This window comes from Nocardia sp. GCM10030253 (assembly GCF_042675075.1).
In the GTDB taxonomy this organism is placed as follows: Bacteria; Actinomycetota; Actinomycetes; order Mycobacteriales; family Mycobacteriaceae; genus Nocardia.
The window spans coordinates 432,972-450,471 of sequence record NZ_JBHTDL010000008.1 but is presented as its reverse complement, the minus strand read 5'-3'; the positions used below and the strand labels follow the sequence as shown (position 1 = coordinate 450,471).

Here is a 17,500-nt window from a genome sequence, read left to right as displayed (position 1 = left end):
TGTGCTGATAGCGCAAGCGTGCCGAACTGCGGACGCGCGTGGTGGTCCTGAAAACCCCGGCGTAGGCCTTGCGGGCAATCTCGCGTACCGGTGCGAATAGTCGGGCTGACCGCCGCGTCGGCCTATTGCGCGCGCACTGCAATTGTGATCATCGCGACGGAAACCCTGTTTGACGGGGCAGTTCGGGTGATGTGCTCAATAGCGCATCAATCAGTCTCGAACAGCGAAGGTGATGTCATGACGGTCGACTACGCCACTCCCGCCACCACTTCGGTGACCAAGCTCGGTGCCCACATCGGTGCTCAGGTCGACAATGTCCGGCTGGGCGCCGACCTGGACTCGGCGACGGTCGAGGTGATCCGGCGCGCACTGCTCGAGCACAAGGTGATCTTCTTCCGCGGCCAGGACCACCTGGACGAGGACGGGCAATACGCGTTCGCGCAGTTGCTCGGTAGTCCCACCACGCCGCACCCGACGGTCACCTCGCACGGCGTCAAGAGTTTGGCCATCGATTCCGAGCACGGCCGCGCCAACAGCTGGCACACCGACGTCACCTTCGTCGACCGGATCCCGAAGGCATCGATCCTGCGCGCGGTGCATCTGCCGCCCTACGGCGGATCGACCACCTGGGCCTCCACCGTCGCCGCCTACAACTCGCTGCCCGAGCCACTCAAGCGACTGGCCGAGAACCTGCGTGCCGTGCACACCAACGTCTACGACTACGCCGCGCGCAACGTCGACAAGTCGACCGCCAATACCGAGGCCTACCGCGCCGAGTTCCAGTCGAGCTACTACGAGACCGAGCACCCGGTGGTGCGGGTGCACCCAGAAACCGGCGAGCGCGCCCTACTGGTCGGCCACTTCGTCAAGCATTTCGTCGGCCTGTCCACCACCGAGTCGCAGGCTCTTTTCCGCTTGTTCCAGGATCGGGTGACCCGGTTGGAAAACACCACCCGCTGGAACTGGGCCCCCGGTGACGTCGCCATCTGGGACAACCGTTCCACCCAGCACTACGCCATCGACGACTACAACGACCAGCCCCGCAAGCTGACCCGCATCACCCTGGCCGGTGACATCCCGGTCGGCGTCGACGGCACCTCGAGCACCATCATCTCCGGCAACGCCGAGCACTACTCCATCGTCGACGAGCCGATCCGCCTCGCTTCCTGACAGGCGCACCCGGACACGCACCCCGCCCTGGCCGAGTCCGTGGTCGAGCGTCGAGTGGCACATCACTGAGGGGGTCTCTCGCCGTTCGCCGCAGTCATGCGCCACTCGCGTAGTTCGACGGCCCCAGCCGTCCTCGCAGGCAACGCCGAGCCCCTGTTCCATTGTGGGCGACCGGTCCGACTCGTTTCCTAACACCTACGGCCGCCCGAAGCCTGCGTCGGCCCGCTGCGGGGCAACTGGCCTGCCCAGGCCGTGGTCGGGCGTCGAGTGGCACGTGATTGAGGGGGCTTCTCGGTGTTCGCCCGCAGCTGTGTGTGCTCGTGTGGCTGTGGGGAGCGTCGGTGCTGGTCGGGGTCGGGCGTCGAGTGGCAGGTGGTTGAGGGGGCTTCTCGGTGTTCGCCTGCAGCTGTGTGTGCTCGTGTGGCTATGGGAAGCGTCGGTGCTGGTCGGAGTCCGTGGCCGAGCGTCGAGTGGCACAAGATTGAGGGGCGTCGCGCCGTTCGCCGCAGCCGTGTTCCACTCGCTCGGCGGGGACGCGCCGGGTCGGCGGGTCGATGAGATATGGATAGGCCACACTGGTGGCCATGAGTATCAGGCCGTTGGACGGGGTGCGCGTCCTCGAACTCGGCAATTACATCGCCGCGCCGACCGCGGGACGCATGCTCGGTGACTTCGGGGCCGAGGTCATCAAGGTGGAGCGGCCGAAGGCCGGTGACGAGTTGCGCAACTGGCGGCTCTACGGCGGCGACACCTCGATGCTGTATCGCACCGTCAATCGCAACAAGAAGTCGATCACCCTCGATCTGCGTACCGAGGCGGGCCGGGGCATCGTGCTCGACCTGATCCGGCAGTGCGATGTGCTGCTGGAGAACTTCCGGCCCGGCATGCTCGAGAAATGGGGTCTCGGACCCGAGGTGCTGAACGAGGTCAATCCCGATCTGGTGATCACCCGCATCTCCGCCTACGGGCAGACCGGGCCGTTGGCCTCACGGCCCGGTTTCGCTGCCGTTGCCGAGGCGGTCGGCGGCCTGCGTGAGCTCGTCGGCGACCCGGACCGACCACCGGTGCGGACCGGCGTCTCCATCGGCGATTCCATCGCCGGTATCTACGCGGCCTTCGGCACCGTAATGGCGCTGTTCCAGCGCACGCAGCGGGCCGAGTCGATTCCGCTGGCGGAGCGCGTCATCGATGTCGCCCTCAACGAGGCAATCCTGTCGGTGATGGAATCGCTGGTGCCGGACTACCTTGCCTATGGCATCAATCGGGAACGCGTCGGCGGCCGGATGGAAGGCATCGCGCCGAGCAACGCCTACCCGTGCAGCGACGGGGCCAGCATCATCATCGGCGGCAACGGCGATGCCATTTTCCAGCGCTATATGGCCGTGATCGGCCGTCCCGACCTGGCCGCCGACCCGGAGTTGCAGGACAACGCGGGCCGTTGGCGCAACCGTGAGCGGCTGGACGCCTCGATCGCCGAGTGGACCCTCGAGCACACCCGCGACGAGGCGCTGAACATCCTCGAGGGCGCTGAGATTCCGTGCGGCCCCATCTATACCGCCGCCGACATCGTCGCCGACGAACAGTACAAGGCGCGCAACATGATCCAGTCTTTCGCAGTGGATGTCGGTGCGCCGCAACCGAAAACGGTGGGCTTCACCGGCATCGTCCCGGTGATCGGCGAGCAGTCGCTGCCCATCCGCAACATCGGGCCCGATCTCGGTGCGCACACGCGCGAGGTGCTGTCGGAACTACTCGGCATGACCGATGCCGAGATCGATGCACTGGAGGTGTCATGACCTCCCCGAATCCCAAGTGCGATCCCGCGATGGAAGCGTGGATCGCCGAGAAGTCGAAGCACTTCCAGCCGTCGGATATGGGCGCCGCTATCGGGTTGATGCGCGGCTTCGAGCGTGTCGACCGCGAGCGCGCACGTCTCGAAAGTAGGGAGTCATGAGAGATGGACACACAGTGCTCGTGACGCCGACGGAGTGCGGGAGCTCCCGCAAGATAGTGGAGGCCGCATGACTCGACGGGTTTACGGACGCAGGCGGCCGCCGGGACGTTCGGCATACGAGCTGCGCGGACCGATACCCCGGCGACCCACCGTGCATCCCAATCCGGCCGCAGGGAACGGAAAGCCGTGTGGTGGCGTGATGTGTGTGCCGCAGGAAGTGCGAGAGAAGAAATGACGGTGCTGGCCGAGTCGGTCCTGCGCGATGTGACGCTGCGGGACGGACTTCAGCTGACCGGCAAGGTCCTTCCGGTGGACCGTAAGGTCGACATCGTCCGTCGTCTGCTCGCGCTCGGTGTGCCCGCGCTGGAGATCGGCTCCATGGCCCGCCCCGATCTGGTGCCCCCGATGGCCAACACCATGGACCTCATCGCGGCACTGACTCCCGAAGAGCTGCAACGCTGTTGGGTCTGGGTCGCCACACCCCGGCACGTCGAAAAGGCGGCGGCCGCAGGCGTGCGCAACTTCCAGTACTGCTTCTCCGCTTCGGACACGCACAACAAGGCCAATATCGGCCGCAGCACGGAGGACAGCGTCGCCGCCATGCCCGACGCGGTCCGCCTTGCCCACGAAGTGGGCGGCGAAATCCAACTCTGCCTTGCCACCAGCTTCACCTGCCCCTTCGACGGCCCCGTAGATCCTGAACGAGTCCTCGCCATAGCCAACGATCCCCGCACCGAAGGCGCCACCGACATCGTCATCGCCGACACCCTCGGCCAAGCCGATCCAGCGCAGGTAACCGCCCTCATCTCGGCCGTACGCGACCGAACCCCACAGCGCCGCATCGTCTTCCACGGCCACGACACCTGGGGCATGGGCGTCGCCAACACCCTCGCCGCCCTCCAAGCAGGCGCCACCATGGTCGACGGCTCCCTCGGCGGCCTCGGCGGCTGCCCCTTCGCCCCCGGCGCCAGCGGCAACACCTCCACCGAAGACATCCTCTTCGCCACCCGCCCCACCTGGTTCACCCCCAAAACCCTCGCCGCCATGGTGGACCTATCCGAAGACCTCCTCACCGACCTCAGCGAGCCCAACCGCTCCCGCACCGCCGAAGGCGCCCGCTCAAAAGCCCAAGCCTTCGAATGGGTCATCTAACCAATCCTTGACCCGCCAACGGGATTCACAGCGGGACTTCACACCGCGTATAGGGGGCGTGGGGCTGAGAGAAGGGGTGTCGGGACGGCTGTCGAGGGTGTGGGGTTACGACGAGGAGTGCGAGGACACCTGCGGCGATGTGTTTCGGGGCCAGCTTTTCGCCCTGGACGACGCAACTCCAACCCAACTGAACGGTATTGCGCTAGCGCCCGCTCACGCCGGCTAGTCCGCCGAAGAGCAGCTCGAACACCGGTGGGCTGTTGGGTCGCAGAGTCGTCGACGGTATGAAGGGTCGCCCCTCGCCCGTGTCGGTCACGATGTAGTCGGAGTGGCTGCCGGGCACCCGGTCATCTACACCTTTGCAATGCGGCCCGCCGGTGGCATTCACTTTCGGCAGGTCGTCGGGGTATTTGTACGGCTCGGCCCCGAACATGAAGCCTGAGTTGAAGTATGCGCCCGGGTATCTGCCGCCGAAGATCTCCTCGGCGATCGGCATCAGTTTGCCGAGGGCATTGACGACGCAATCCAGTGCGGGCGCATAGGCATAGAGCAATGATGTCGTTGGACGCAGGAGTTGGAGCGATGCGATCGCCGACGGTTCGTTCTCCTGTAGCACCGCGCTCGTGGTGTCCGCCAAGCCGGTGAGGTTCAGCAGGATCGCGTCGAGATCCGATTGCTGATCGATGATGGCCGCGCTCGTGGTCGTGGCGTTCTCGGTGGTGTGCAGCAGATCTCCGACGGTGTCGGCATATAGACCGGTGACGTCGGCTGTGGTGACGAGGTCCCGCCGCAGTGCGGGCAGGCTCGGATTGATCTCGCGCAGATAGGAATCCGAGCGCGCGAGGAGATCGCCGAGCTCGTCCCCGCGCCCTTGCAGTGCGGTGCTGAGCGCGTTCATGGTGGCGTTGAGTTTGCCGGGCTCGACCTTCGCCAAGAGGTCGGCGAGATGCTGGAACAGGGTATTGAATTCGACGGTCACCGCCTCGGCCGCCACGTGTGCGCCTGGGCGCAGCGACCGGCCCGAAGGTCGGTCCGGAACAATGAAGTTCACGTACTTGGCACCGAAAACCGTGGTGGAGTGGATATCCACGCTCGCGTTGTCCGGGACGAGACGCAGTAGCTCGGGATCCAGATCCAGTCGGAGCCGCACGCGGTCTCCGGCTCGGGAGATCGCCGCCACTCGCCCGACCTCCACGCCGCGAAACTTCACCCTGGCATCGGGGTCGAGCACCAGTCCCGCGCGCGGCGCATCGACGGTTACCGACGCGGTCGCGATGTATTTGCCCGAATACATCGACAGCACTGCGGCAATGGTGGTGACCATCGTGAGAACCAGTGCGGCACCGGCGATTTTCAAGCGCAGTGCCCGCCAGAGGGCGATTGCGAGCCACGGCGCATCGGTCTGTTGCTTCGAACGCATTACTCACCTGCCTGGAGACGGGTGCGTCGTTGCCCCGCTCGCGGTGCCGGATTGCTTGCCCGGCCTTACGTGTCGTAGTACTGTCCAGACACGTGTCCATCCTACGTCTGGACAGCTATCCCGGGAGGACTTTCCAATGACCCTGGTCAAACCGCGGCGGGTTTCCGGAGGCGAGCACGAACACGGCCACCTCGACGAATTCCGGGTCGATCCACTGGCTTTGATGCGCCGGGTCCGGGCGGAATGTGGTGATGTCGGATCGTTCGACCTCGCCGGACGGCACGTCATCCTGCTCTCCGGCGCGGAGGCAAACGAATTCTTCTTCCGTTCCGGCGACGAGGACCTCGATCAGGGCGCCGCGTACCCGTTCATGAAGCCGATCTTCGGCGAGGGCGTTGTTTTCGACGCCAGCCCCGAGCGGCGCAAGGAGATGCTGCACAACCAGGCGCTGCGTGGTGAGCAGATGCGGGGCCATGCCGCGACGATCGAGCGCGAGGTGGAGCGGATGCTCGCGCGCTTGGGCGACTCGGGGGAGATCGATCTGCTCGACTTCTTCGCGGAACTGACCATCTACACCTCCTCGGCTTGCCTGATCGGGACCAGATTCCGCGACGAGCTCGATGATCGATTCGCGCGGCTCTACCACGATCTGGAACGCGGCACCGACGCACTGGCCTACGTCGACCCCTACGCGCCGATCGAGAGTTTCCGCCGCCGCGACGAGGCGCGCCGCGAACTGGTCGACCTGGTGCAGGGCATCATGGACGGCCGAGTCGCGAATCCGCCCGCGCACAAAGCCGATCGCGACATGCTCGACATCCTGATCACCATCACCGACGAGCACGGCAATCCGCGCTTCAGCGCCAGCGAAATCACCGGCATGTTCATCTCGATGATGTTCGCGGGCCACCACACCACCTCCGGAACGGCCGCCTGGACGGTGATCGAACTGCTCCGCCATCCCGAGATGCTGACCCGGGTTGTCGACGAGCTCGACGAGCTGTATTCCGACGGTTCCGAAGTCAGTTTCGCCGCACTGCGCCAGATTCCGCAGCTCGAGGCGGTGCTGAAGGAGACGCTGCGACTACATCCGCCGCTGATCATCCTGATGCGCGTGGCCCGAGGCGAATTCGAGGTGTGCGGGCATCAGATCGCGCCGGGTGACCTGGTCGCCGCGACTCCCGCCATCTCCAACCGCATTCCCGAGGATTTCCCGAACCCGGACGCTTTCGACCCGGATCGCTACCTCGACCCGAATCAGGAAGACATCGTCAACCGCTGGACGTGGATCCCGTTCGGCGCCGGGCGGCACCGCTGCGTCGGAGCGGCGTTCGCGCTCATGCAGTTGAAGGCGATTTTCTCGATCTTTTTGCGTGACTGGGAGTTCGAGATGGCCCAGCCCTCGGATAGCTACCGCAACGACCACAGCAAGATGGTGGTGCAACTACAGCAGCCGTGCGCGGTGCGCTACCGCAGGCGTCAAAAGCCCTAGACAGCACGCACCCTATGAGGGAGTGAGCAGGAACATTCTGCGCTGCATCGGGATACATTTCGCTTGTACTGTGAAGCGCATGATCACGCTCAAAAAAGAAGATGGCGCCGCGGACCTCAATGGCATCACCAAACTGACTGTCGGGGTGAGCTGGGATCCGTCGTCCGGCACGAGTGGCGGTGCGGTCGGGCTGCTGCGCCGTAAGCGCGGGGTGGACCTGGATCTGATCGCCATCCTCATGCAAGGCGCCGAGCCGGTGCGTTTCGCCGGACTGGACTCACTCGACCCGCTGGGCAACGGCTCGGTCCAGCACACCGGCGACCAGCAGACCGGTGCCGCTGCCGGTGACGACGAATCGGTGCACGTCACTTTCGCCGACGTGCCAGGCGGCATCGACGCCATCGTGTTCGTGGCCGCTGCCTTCAAGAAGGGCAGCTCGTTCGAGAAGGCCAACAACATTTCGTTCAAGGTGTACGACGCGACCGGCGGCAGCGCCGACCAGGTGGCCGATATCTGGCCGTCGCTGCTCGGCAACGACAACGCCAACGCGGTCGCGCGGGCCTTCCGCTCCGGCGCGGGCTGGCAGCTCGAAGTCCTCAACCGCAAGGGCAAGATCAAGCAGGGTGACAAGCAGGCCCTGCTGCGCTTCGCCATGGCGTAGGACATGACAACAAAGCCGGAATCGAGTGGTGCGTAGCGCGCCTCTCGATTCCGGCTCGGCCGAGCGGGTTCTTACAGCGCCGCTTCGATGGCGTTGATAACTGCCGCGGAGTCCGGTTCGGTCCGGGGACGGAACCGGCCCGCCACCTTGCCGTCCCGATCGATCAGGAACTTCTCGAAGTTCCACTGGATGTCACCGCTGGTGCCTTCCGCGTCCGCGGTCTCGACCAGTTCGCTGTAGAGCGGGTGCCGGTCCGCACCGTTGACGTCGGTCTTCTCCAGCAGCGGGAAATCCACGCCGTAGGTGGTGGAGCAGAACTCCTGGATCTCCTCGGCCGTGCCGGGTTCCTGGCCCATGAACTGGTTGCTCGGCACCCCGATCACGGTGAATCCGCGCGGACCGTAGGTCTTCTGCAGCTCGACCAGCCCGGAATACTGCGGCGTCAGGCCACACTTCGAGGCCACGTTGACCAGCAGCACGGCGTGATCCCCGGCGAGGTCGCCCAGGGTCGTCGCGTCGCCGGAGAGCGTGCGCAGTGGAATATCTCGAAGGCTCACTCGTATTGCACCTGCCACTTCTTGATTCCGTTGATCCACCCCGACCGCAACCGTACCGGATCCGACACCTGCGTGATCTTGGGCATGACATCGGCGATCGCGTTGAACATCAGGTCGATCTCCAACCGCGCCAGGTTGGCGCCCACACAGTAGTGCGCACCGGTGCCGCCGAAGCCGACGTGCGGATTCGGATTGCGCAGCACATCGAAGGTGAAGGGATCGTCGAAGGCGTCTTCGTCGAAATTCGCCGAGCTGTAGAAAATGCCCAGCCGCTGGCCTTTTTTGATCTGCTGGCCGCCGAGCACCGTGTCCTGGGTGGCGGTGCGCTGGAAGGCCGTGACCGGAGTAGCCCAGCGGACTATCTCGTCCGGTGCGGTGCGTGGGCGCTGCTGCTGGTAGAGCTCCCACTGTTCGGGGTTGTCCACGAACGCCTTCATCCCGTGGGTGATGGCATTGCGGGTGGTCTCGTTGCCCGCCACCGCCAGCAGGATCACGAAAAACCCGAACTCGTCCGAGCCGAGGTGCTCGCCGTCGACGTCGGCATTGACCAGTTGGCTGACGATGTCGTCGGCCGGGCAGCCACGCCGCTGCTCGGCCATGTTCCAGGCGTAGCCGAGGAGTTCGGCCGAGGCCATGGTGGACGCCGAGGTGGTATCGCCGTACTGCGGGTCGTCGTAGTTGAGTGTCTGATTGGTCCAATCGAAGAGCTTGCGCCGATCGGCCTCCGGGACGCCGAGCAGTTCCGCGATCGCCTGCAACGGCAGCTCGACGGCGACCTGCTGGACGAAGTCGCCGCCGCCGGACTTCTTGGCCGCATGGACGATGGCGGCGGCGCGTTCGGTCAACGCCGCGCGCAGTCCTTCCACCGCGCGCGGGGTGAATCCTTTCGACACGATCCGCCGCGTCTTGGTGTGCTTGGGCGGATCCATGTTCACCAACAGCGCACCGGTCACCGCCATCTGCTCCGGGGTGGTGTCGTTGGGCAGCCGGATGATGGAGCCCTTCTCCTGCGAGGAGAAAAGCTCCGGATTCCGCGAGACCTCTTTGACATCCTCGAGTTTGCTGACCACCCAGTACCCGCCGTCACGGAAGCCGCCGGAGGTGTCGTCGGATTGCGCGTTCCACCACACCGGTGCGGTGCGGCGCAGCCATGCGAATTCCTCTACCGGCCTTCGACTTTCCCACAATGCGGGGTCGGTGAAATCGAAGTCCTTCGGCAATGCCGCCATGGCTACCTCCTCGGTAATGCGAGATGCGCTCAGCGCAGCCGTGTTCGGCGCATGAGCCGCAGCGTCGTCAGGGTCATCTTCAGTTGCTTCTCGTAGGGCATGCCCGCGCGTGCGTTCAGCACCTGACGCTTCTGGACACCTACATTCACGGTGTCGGTGTACTTGAGCAGGCCTTGATCGCCGTGCCGGGTGCCGACGCCGGATTGCTTCACGCCGCCCGACGGTGTTGCCTTGGCGGCGTAGGTGGATACGAAGCCGTCGTTGATGTTGATGTTTCCGAACTCGAGCTGGTCGGCAATGCGTTCGGCGCGGGCCAGGTTTCGGCTCCATATGCTCGCGTTCAGGCCGAAGCTGCTGTCATTGGCGAGCCGGATCGCCTCGTGCTCGTCGGTGAACCGGTACACGCTGACCACCGGGCCGAAGGTCTCCGCGGTCGCGTGTGTCATCTCGGGTGTGACGTCGGTCAGCACGGTCGGCGCGTAGAAGGCGGGTCCGATGTCCGGGCGCGCTTTGCCGCCGGTCAGTACCGTGGCACCCTTCGCGCGGGCATCGTCCACATGGGCCGCGACGCGTTCCATGTGCTGGACCGACACCAGCGATCCGAACTCCGGTGCGTAGTCGTAGGCCGCGCCGATCTTCGAACCCAATTCTTCTGCGGCCGTGACCAATCGGCGCACGAACTCGTCGTAGAGGCGGTCGTGCACGTAGATGCGCTCGATATGCATACAGGCTTGGCCGGAGTTCGCGAATACCGCGAACACCGCGCCGGGAACTACGTCGTCGAGATTCGCGTCGTCCAGCACGATCATCGGGTTCTTGCCGCCGAGTTCCAGGCTGCAGCCGATCACGTTGCGGCCCGCGCCTTCGCTGACGATCCGCCCGGTCGCGGTCGAGCCGGTGAACATGACGAAGTCGGCATGGTCGATCAGCGTCGGGCCCACCTCGGCGCCTTCACCACAGACGACCTGGAACAGCCCTCGCGGAAGTCCGGCCCGATACAGCAGTTCGACCCCAAACAGCGCACACAGCGCGGTCTTATTGTCCGGCTTGAGCACAACGCCGTTGCCCGAAATCAAAGCGGGCATCGAATCGGATAGCGCGATGGCGAACGGGAAGTTCCACGGCGCGATGACCGCGACGACGCCCTTCGGCCGGTGCTGCTCGGTAGAGCTGGTCAGCAGTGGCATCGGGCCGCCGCGCCGGATCGGTCGCAGCACCCGCTTGGCGGTCTTGAGGTAGTGGCTGATGACCATCGGCACGTCGCAGGATTCCTCGACGGCCATGCGACGGGTCTTGCCGCAGCCGATCTGGATCAGATCGGCAATGGTCTCGTGCTCGGCGAGGATCAGCTCGTGCGCACGCTCGAAAACGCGCAGTCTGCGCTGCAGCGGCCAGGCGGCCCATTCCCGCTGCGCGGCCCGCGCGGTGGCGTATGCGGCGGTGATATCCGCGGGCGTCGACTGCGGCAGCTCGCCGACCACCGATCCGGTGTAGACCTCGATCATCGGGTACGGCGCTGCCGCATCGTCGGCGGTGGCATCGGCCGCCGCGACCATCCCGGTCAGCCTGCCGATCAGCGCTTCGGTGATCCGGGCAGGCAGGGTGCTCGCCGACTCTTTGCGTGTTTCGGTTGTGCTCATCGCATTCTCCCAAGGACAACGGCGTATACGTCCGAATTAGAACACGTTCTCATTGCGACGACCAGGGTGTTCGCGCAGTTGAACGACATAATCAACCCGCCTCATGATCCGGCGCACGGCCCGCCGAGTACTCCTTCGCCCAGCGATAGTCGGGTTTTCCGCTGGGTGCTCGCGATATCGCCGCTGCGATCCAGATCTTTCGCGGAACTTTGTAACCCGCGAGGTGTCTGCGCACATGGCTTTCCAGTGCGGCGAAATCCACCGCCCCGGCTCCGGTCACCGATACCACCGCGGCCACCTGCTGGCCCCAGCGTTCGTGCGGCACCCCGATTACCACCGCGTCGTAGATCGCGTCGTGCGCCTTCACCACGCTCTCGACCTCTTCGACGAACACCTTCTCGCCGCCGGTGTTGACGACCATATTGCCGCGGCCGATCAGCGTGACCGACCCGTCCCGCTCGGACCGGGCACGATCGTCGGTGACGACCATCCGGATGCCGTCGACGGTCTGGAACAGCCTGCCGGTCTTCTCCGGGTCCTTGTAGTAGCCGATCGGTACCGCCCCGGTCTTGGCCAGCCACCCCTCGGCGCCCGGTTCGACCGGCCGACCCGCATCGTCGACCACCACCGCGCCGCGGCCGGTCTGCACCCGAGGGCCGCGGCCGGGATCATCGTCCTTCTGCGCGAAACCGATCCCGCCGAAGCCGGTTTCCGACGACCCGATCGAATCGGAGATTACCGTCGACGGAAACATTTCCAACAGCGTGTTTTTCACCTGCTGCGAGAGTAAGGCCGCGCCGGAGGCGATGGCGACCAGGCAGGACGCGTCCACCGACTGCGCCCGATAGGCGTCGATCAGCGGGCGGGCCATGGCGTCTCCGGTGATCACCATGATCTGTGGGCGACGCTGTGCGACCACCTCCCAGACCCGGTGCGCATCGAACCGCGGCTCGAACATGACGGTATTGCCCGACCACAGCGCGGTGAAGGTCGGCATCATCGCCGCGGCGTGGATGAGTGGCGGCAGCACGAACCAGATGCTCGGATCGACCTGCGCCCCGACCCGGGACTGCTGGTACTCGTCGGAAACCGGTTCACCGGTGTAGAAATCGATGCCGCCGCCGAGCACGCGCCACATGTCCTCCTGCCGCCACATGACGCCCTTCGGCAGGCCGGTCGTGCCGCCGGTGTACATCATGAAGAGGTCGTCGGGGCTGCGATCGGAGGTTCGCCGCATCGGCGAGCCCGAGGCGATGGCCTGTTCGTAGGGCACCGAGTCGACCGCCGTGGTCGCACCGATCGGGTGGGCGGCCACGGCATTCGGGCGAGCCGGAGCAGCTCTGTGCGGGGCGTGTCCGTGGTCCCCCGGGGTGTTGTCGGTTGCTCGGGAGCCGTCGGTCGTTCGGGTCTCGCCGGTCGTTCGGGCGGCGCCGGTTGCTCCGTTGTCGGTCGCTCGGTCACCGACGACGATCAGGTGGCGCAGTGCGGGCGTCAGCGCGGCTGCCTCCCGCGCCGCGTGCTCATATGGCGCGTGATAGAACAGCACCTCCAGGTCGGCGTTGTCGTAGACGTAGCGCAATTCCTCGACGCCGTAGCGGTAGTTGATATTGATGGGGACCGCGCGCGCCTTGAAGCACGCGATCAGCGTGGTCATCGTGTCGATGCCGTTGTGCATCTGAAAGCCGATGTGCGTGCCGGGGCCGACGCCGATCGAGGCGAGGTAGTCGGCGAGCCGATCGGCTTGTGCGTCCAGGTCGTGGAAAGTGAGTACGCGATCGCCCTCGATCAGCGCGACCCGATCGGGCATCGCGTCCACGGAGTGCTCGAACAGGTCGGCGAAGTTGCGGGACATGGCAGTTCATTCTTTCGATGCGTGCGTCAGAGCACAGTGAGCGGCAGCGGAATGCCGCGGTCGGTGAAGGTGAAGGACGCGCCGGTGCTGTATCGGGTGAGCGTCACCTCGGTCGCCTCGCGGAATGGTTGTGGGGCGAGGGCCATCTCGACGGTCCAGCCATGCTCGTCGGTGGCGATGGCCTGAGTGACGAAACGGGGGTTCACGCCCCTGGCCATCGCGTCCAACGGGGCGAGGTGGTCGGCGTCGATCATCGCTGGCCACGCGCCGTCTGCGGTGGCATCGCTGCGGTGCGGGATACGCAGCAGCACGGTGTCACTGGTCTCGGTGATCTCGACGCCGGTGTAGGGCAGGGGATTCCACGCCGGATGCAGCCGCAGCACCTCGGCGAGCGCGGCCGGATCGTCACCGAGCCCGAGCGCAGCACGGATGCGTTCGGAGCTGATGCCCGCGATGCCGGTGAAGTGCTTGCGGCCCATGGTCATTGCTGCTGCCTTGGGCCCGGCACCGGCACGGGCAGCGGGGTCGGCACCGGCTGCGGCGTCTGGACCGAGCCTGGCACGCACCGCGATCATGAAGCCAAGGGTCAGCAGATGGTGTTGCAGGCACACTTCGTCGGCGATCCGCACCAGTGCCGATTTCGAGAAATCGGCGAAACGGAGGTCACTGAGCAGCGGACCGGAATAGTCCGCCCGACCTGGGTCGTCGGTGTCGATCACACCGAGCTCGATACCGGCCGCCGCGGAACTCGCCACGAGCTCCGCATTCGGTGGCACCGGCGGTGCGATATTGGCCGGGTCGATGGTGACGGTCCACGCGCACATCGGATGTCGGTCGGCGGGCCTGCGCGGCGGCCGATGGATCGGCCGAATCTGCGCGTGCGCGTTGGTCGCGAGCGCCGTCGCATCGAACGTCGGATCCTCGATGGTGTGGCACATCGCCACCACGAAATCGTCGCCCATCGGCTCGACATCCATCAGCGCGCCACAGTGATCCAGCCAGAACTCCCCGTGGTCGCGATCCTCGACCCGGAATCGGAAGTCCATGAACTGTGGTGGCGCGCCGATATCGAGCTGCAACCCTTTGAAGATGGTCGCCACATCGTCGCCGACGAAGCCGAGGGCACGCTGCATGCGACGGGTATAGACGGGGCTGGCGATCTGCCACTCCTCGATGGCGATCGCCGTCATGCCCTCGCGACCGAAAGCCGCGATGGCGTGCGGTAGGCCGGATCTGTCGATCAGTTGGCCGCACAGCAGCAGTTCCGGCAGCAGCGCGGCGAGCGCTGCCCTCGGCAAATGGTCGAAGCCGCTGCGCGACATAGCCTTCACCACAGGGGAACCGGAGCTTCGCCGACTTTGTACCAGCCCGGCAGCTGCTTTCCGGACATCGAGCGCTGGATGCGCTTGCGCATACCGGGCAGCAGCGCATTGTTCGTGATCATCTCCAAGAACAACTGCGACACATTGCCGAAGTCGAAAAAGTCACGCTGCCACGACCATTGGTAGTCACCGCCGTAGCGGAACCAGCTGCCGCCGATGCCCTCCGGGCTGTAGTTGCGCCCATCGGGCCGCTTGGCGTCGGCCACCTGCTTCCAGAAGCCGATGACGCTGCCGCTGCCCTCGTCGATCACGAACTCCTGGTACGGGTAGGACCAACCCTCCAGCCCGTCCATCTCCTGGCCGAGGGCGAGCACGCGGATTTCCTCGCGTCCGACCGCCATGAATTCCTGGGCTGGACCGTAATTCCAGCCGTAGGTGGCGTCCTCGGTGTACATCTCGGCGAGCGGCTTCCAATCGCCCTTGTCCTCGCATCGCTGGTTCTCCAGCACCCAGCGCCGGACCATTTCGTCGAGCTCGCCGCGTTCGAAACTTGGCATTACCGTGTTCCTTTCGTGCCAGCGGCGGATTCGTCCGCAATGATCGAGAGCGCTTGCGTCGGGCAGTAGCGGACGGCCCGCTCGATATCCGCGCTGGTGTCCGGGCCGGGTGTCGGATCGACGATTTCCACCTTCCCGCGCTTGGGCACGGTGAAGGCTTCCGGCGCCTCGTCCTGACAGACGGCGTGCCCCTGGCACAGGTCGAGATCGGCGATGATCCTCAATGATCGCTCCTGTCTTGCTCTTTCGCGGCGCTATCCGCAATCGCACGCAGCGGCGCCTCGGGCTGGACCTCGACCAGCACCAGGTGTGCGCCGCGCGGCGTGGACACCACCGCAACCACCGCAGCGGCCAGGTCAGTGGCGCGCAGCATGTATCCGTGGCGGGCGAACCCCCAGGTTTTCCAGGCCTCCAGCATCGGCCCGACCACCTCCGGGGTGGAGTTCATGCCCATGCCCGTCAAGGTCGGTCCAGGTCGGACCAGGGAGGCGCGAATTCCGGTGCCCTCCAGTTCCATGCGCATCTGCTGGGCCATAGCTTCGATTCCGGCCTTTGTCGCGCTGTATGCGCCGGTGTGCGGGCGCGGCTCGACAGCACAGTCGGAGCTGATCAACACGACATCGCCGCGTCGCCGCGCGATCATGCCGGGCAGCACCCGGTGCACCAGTCGATGTGCGCCGACCAGGTGCACCTGGACCTGCTGAAGAAACCGATCCGGTGCCATCTCGTGCACCGGGCTGAATTCGATATCGCCCGCACCGGAGACGAGGATCTCGGTGGGGCCGAGCGCCGCCTCGGCCGCCGTTACGAATTCATCGATCGAGGCGGCGTCGGTGACATCGAGCCGGTGGGCGAACGCTTCGCCGCCGCTGTCGCGGATCTTCTTGGCCAGGGCCTCGCACTGGTCCGCACGGCGCGCACCGAGCGCGACCGGGTGCCCGAGTTCGGCGAGCGCGACTGCGGTGGCGGCGCCGATGCCGGAAGACGCACCGGCGACGAGGGCGGGCCTACGCACGGGATTGGGTTCGAAACGTGGCACTATTTCGCCTCCACGACAATGGGGAGCTTGGCGAATCCGCGCACGTTCGTCGAGTGCACGCGCACGATGCCCGAATCGATGACGTCATAGGACCGGACCCGCGAAACGAACTCGCGCAGTGCGACTCCCGCCTCCAGGCGAGCCAGGTGCGCACCCAGACAGAAATGCACACCCGCGCCGAAACTGGCCAGTCCGGCCTTGTCGGTGCGCCCGATGCGATAGCTGTCGCCGTCGGTGAATACCTCGGGATCGCGATTGGCCGAGCCGATGAGCAGCAGTACCTTGGCTCCCGCCGGGATGGTGCTGCCGTGCTGGTCGATGTCGACGGTGGCACTGCGCGCGACCATCTGACTGGAGGTGTCGTAGCGCAATGTCTCTTCGACCCAGTCGGTGACAAGCTCCGGTTCCGTGACGACACCGGCGTATTCCGCCGGGTTCTTCGCACCCCAGTACAGCGCGTTGCCGAGCAGTTTGGTCGTGGTCTCGTTGCCCGCGACGACCATCAGGAACATAAACCCGATGATCTCCTCGTCCGACAGTGTGTCGCCGTCGATTTCGGCATCCAGCAGCGCTGAGGTGAGGTCGGCGCTGGGCGAGCGCCTGCGCTCGGCCACCATGTCGCTGTAGTACCCGATGAGTCGGATCGAGGCTTCGACGGCGGGCATCGGGACGTCCAAGACGCCGTCTTCCCGGTGCACCACCAGATCCGCCAGCCTGCGGATCTCGGCGCGGTCGGGTTCGGGTACCCCCATCAACTCGGAGATCACGTCCATCGGTAGCTTGCCCGCGACCTCGTCGATCCAGTCGAAAGTGCCTGTCGCCAGCGCGGGTTCGAGGTAGGACAGCGTCAATTCCTTGATCCGGTCGGCCATTTCGGCCACCCGTTTGGGCGTGAAACCCTTGTAGACGAGCCTACGCATCCGCAGGTGGCGCGGGTCGTCCATCGCAAGGAACGACATGACCCGGTGGGCGTGCGGACCCCAGGCCGCCGGATCCAGCGACACCCCATTGGCGCTCGACAGCCGGACGCTGTCACGAAAGGCGCCGGTCACATCGGCATGCCGGGACAAAGCCCAGAAGTCCAGCTCGGCGTTGTAGTACAGCGGCGCCTCGGTGCGCAGCCGCTGATAGGTGGGGTACGGGTCCTCGTGGAATCGGTAGTCGTATGGATCGAAAGTCAACGGTTCCAATGAAGCCGCCGTCATCGCGCCGTCCCGGATTTCGATAACGAGTTCTCGTCGGTCGACGTCAGCGCATCACCGATGAGAGACACATAGCTGGACATGTGTCTGGACGGTACCACCGAGCCATTCGCTCGACAACGATTCGGCGGGATTTGTCGGTGAATGCCAGGGTGCTTCCGATAGGCCCGAGCATTGCTCCGAGCCGGGAATTCACCCGATGTGGGCGGCAAAGCTGGAACATGTTCTTGCGTCTCGTCGAGCGTCGAGACTA

General features: G+C 65.5%; 16 protein-coding genes. 6 read left to right on the top strand and 10 right to left on the bottom strand.

What is annotated here, in order from left to right:
- The first annotated feature begins 237 nt into the window (after positions 1-237).
- From ACFQZZ_RS20590 to ACFQZZ_RS20575, 4 genes are all read left to right on the top strand, one after another.
- Positions 238-1,170 carry a TauD/TfdA dioxygenase family protein gene (locus tag ACFQZZ_RS20590; protein WP_378682991.1) on the top strand — a complete coding sequence of 311 codons (933 nt, stop codon included), beginning with the start codon at positions 238-240 and terminating at the stop codon, positions 1,168-1,170.
- A 584-nt stretch (positions 1,171-1,754) separates the two neighbouring features.
- Positions 1,755-2,966: a CaiB/BaiF CoA transferase family protein gene (locus ACFQZZ_RS20585; RefSeq protein WP_378682988.1), complete on the top strand. Its 1,212-nt coding sequence runs from the start codon at positions 1,755-1,757 to the stop codon at positions 2,964-2,966.
- Complete coding sequence (locus tag ACFQZZ_RS20580; protein WP_378682986.1) at positions 2,963-3,124, top strand: hypothetical protein; 162 nt, start codon at positions 2,963-2,965, stop codon at positions 3,122-3,124. Before ACFQZZ_RS20585 ends, ACFQZZ_RS20580 begins: the two co-directional genes overlap by 4 nt.
- A 231-nt stretch (positions 3,125-3,355) precedes the next feature.
- The gene (locus ACFQZZ_RS20575; RefSeq protein WP_378682983.1) at positions 3,356-4,276 is read left to right on the top strand and encodes a hydroxymethylglutaryl-CoA lyase; all 921 of its coding nucleotides are present in this window, start codon (positions 3,356-3,358) and stop codon (positions 4,274-4,276) included.
- Positions 4,277-4,478: 202 nt separating this feature from the next.
- On the opposite strand, the gene ACFQZZ_RS20570 is transcribed toward ACFQZZ_RS20575, so the two are convergent.
- Positions 4,479-5,696, bottom strand: a complete 1,218-nt coding sequence (locus tag ACFQZZ_RS20570; RefSeq protein ID WP_378682980.1) for an MCE family protein — start codon at positions 5,694-5,696, stop codon at positions 4,479-4,481.
- A gap of 136 nt (positions 5,697-5,832) precedes the next feature.
- Between ACFQZZ_RS20570 and ACFQZZ_RS20565 the strand changes: the two genes are divergently transcribed.
- Positions 5,833-7,188: a cytochrome P450 gene (locus ACFQZZ_RS20565; RefSeq protein ID WP_378682977.1), complete on the top strand. Its 1,356-nt coding sequence runs from the start codon at positions 5,833-5,835 to the stop codon at positions 7,186-7,188.
- Positions 7,189-7,267: 79 nt separating this feature from the next.
- On the top strand, positions 7,268-7,849 hold the full coding sequence (locus tag ACFQZZ_RS20560; RefSeq protein ID WP_378682974.1) for a TerD family protein: 582 nt from the start codon (positions 7,268-7,270) through the stop codon (positions 7,847-7,849).
- A gap of 71 nt (positions 7,850-7,920) precedes the next feature.
- Here ACFQZZ_RS20560 and ACFQZZ_RS20555 read toward each other — a convergent pair whose 3' ends face one another.
- The 9 genes from ACFQZZ_RS20555 to ACFQZZ_RS20515 all read right to left on the bottom strand — a co-directional run bounded on the left by ACFQZZ_RS20555 (position 7,921) and on the right by ACFQZZ_RS20515 (position 17,250).
- Positions 7,921-8,406 (bottom strand): glutathione peroxidase, encoded by a 486-nt coding sequence (locus tag ACFQZZ_RS20555; RefSeq protein ID WP_378682971.1) that lies wholly within the window; start codon positions 8,404-8,406, stop codon positions 7,921-7,923.
- Positions 8,403-9,635: a cytochrome P450 gene (locus ACFQZZ_RS20550; protein ID WP_378682967.1), complete on the bottom strand. Its 1,233-nt coding sequence runs from the start codon at positions 9,633-9,635 to the stop codon at positions 8,403-8,405. The genes ACFQZZ_RS20555 and ACFQZZ_RS20550 overlap by 4 nt, the downstream gene beginning before the upstream one ends.
- 29 nt (positions 9,636-9,664) lie before the next feature.
- A complete protein-coding gene (locus tag ACFQZZ_RS20545) occupies positions 9,665-11,275 on the bottom strand; it encodes a succinic semialdehyde dehydrogenase (RefSeq protein WP_378682964.1) in 1,611 nt (536 codons plus the stop codon).
- 91 nt (positions 11,276-11,366) lie between these two features.
- Positions 11,367-13,127 (bottom strand): acyl-CoA synthetase, encoded by a 1,761-nt coding sequence (locus tag ACFQZZ_RS20540; protein ID WP_378682961.1) that lies wholly within the window; start codon positions 13,125-13,127, stop codon positions 11,367-11,369.
- Positions 13,128-13,153: 26 nt separating this feature from the next.
- Entirely contained in the window at positions 13,154-14,449 is a 1,296-nt protein-coding gene (locus ACFQZZ_RS20535) for a hypothetical protein (RefSeq protein WP_378682958.1), read from the bottom strand.
- A 5-nt stretch (positions 14,450-14,454) separates the two neighbouring features.
- Positions 14,455-15,006: a nuclear transport factor 2 family protein gene (locus tag ACFQZZ_RS20530; RefSeq protein WP_378682955.1), complete on the bottom strand. Its 552-nt coding sequence runs from the start codon at positions 15,004-15,006 to the stop codon at positions 14,455-14,457.
- Positions 15,006-15,230, bottom strand: coding sequence for a ferredoxin (locus tag ACFQZZ_RS20525; RefSeq protein ID WP_378682953.1), 225 nt, complete (start codon positions 15,228-15,230; stop codon positions 15,006-15,008). The genes ACFQZZ_RS20530 and ACFQZZ_RS20525 overlap by 1 nt, the downstream gene beginning before the upstream one ends.
- On the bottom strand, positions 15,227-16,045 hold the full coding sequence (locus tag ACFQZZ_RS20520; RefSeq protein WP_378682951.1) for an SDR family oxidoreductase: 819 nt from the start codon (positions 16,043-16,045) through the stop codon (positions 15,227-15,229). The genes ACFQZZ_RS20525 and ACFQZZ_RS20520 overlap by 4 nt, the downstream gene beginning before the upstream one ends.
- A complete protein-coding gene (locus ACFQZZ_RS20515) occupies positions 16,045-17,250 on the bottom strand; it encodes a cytochrome P450 (protein ID WP_378682949.1) in 1,206 nt (401 codons plus the stop codon). Before ACFQZZ_RS20515 ends, ACFQZZ_RS20520 begins: the two co-directional genes overlap by 1 nt.
- Between the last annotated feature and the right edge of the window lie 250 nt (positions 17,251-17,500).

Coding starts and splice junctions, on each gene's coding strand:
- ACFQZZ_RS20575 (WP_378682983.1), top strand. CDS start 3,356: ATGACGGTGCTGGCCGAGTCGGTCCTGCGCGATGTGACGCTGCGGGAC.
- ACFQZZ_RS20560 (WP_378682974.1), top strand. CDS start 7,268: ATGATCACGCTCAAAAAAGAAGATGGCGCCGCGGACCTCAATGGCATC.
- ACFQZZ_RS20585 (WP_378682988.1), top strand. CDS start 1,755: ATGAGTATCAGGCCGTTGGACGGGGTGCGCGTCCTCGAACTCGGCAAT.
- ACFQZZ_RS20535 (WP_378682958.1), bottom strand. CDS start 14,449: ATGTCGCGCAGCGGCTTCGACCATTTGCCGAGGGCAGCGCTCGCCGCG.
- ACFQZZ_RS20565 (WP_378682977.1), top strand. CDS start 5,833: ATGACCCTGGTCAAACCGCGGCGGGTTTCCGGAGGCGAGCACGAACAC.
- ACFQZZ_RS20550 (WP_378682967.1), bottom strand. CDS start 9,635: ATGGCGGCATTGCCGAAGGACTTCGATTTCACCGACCCCGCATTGTGG.
- ACFQZZ_RS20530 (WP_378682955.1), bottom strand. CDS start 15,006: ATGCCAAGTTTCGAACGCGGCGAGCTCGACGAAATGGTCCGGCGCTGG.
- ACFQZZ_RS20540 (WP_378682961.1), bottom strand. CDS start 13,127: ATGTCCCGCAACTTCGCCGACCTGTTCGAGCACTCCGTGGACGCGATG.
- ACFQZZ_RS20545 (WP_378682964.1), bottom strand. CDS start 11,275: ATGAGCACAACCGAAACACGCAAAGAGTCGGCGAGCACCCTGCCTGCC.
- ACFQZZ_RS20580 (WP_378682986.1), top strand. CDS start 2,963: ATGACCTCCCCGAATCCCAAGTGCGATCCCGCGATGGAAGCGTGGATC.
- ACFQZZ_RS20590 (WP_378682991.1), top strand. CDS start 238: ATGACGGTCGACTACGCCACTCCCGCCACCACTTCGGTGACCAAGCTC.
- ACFQZZ_RS20515 (WP_378682949.1), bottom strand. CDS start 17,250: ATGACGGCGGCTTCATTGGAACCGTTGACTTTCGATCCATACGACTAC.
- ACFQZZ_RS20570 (WP_378682980.1), bottom strand. CDS start 5,696: ATGCGTTCGAAGCAACAGACCGATGCGCCGTGGCTCGCAATCGCCCTC.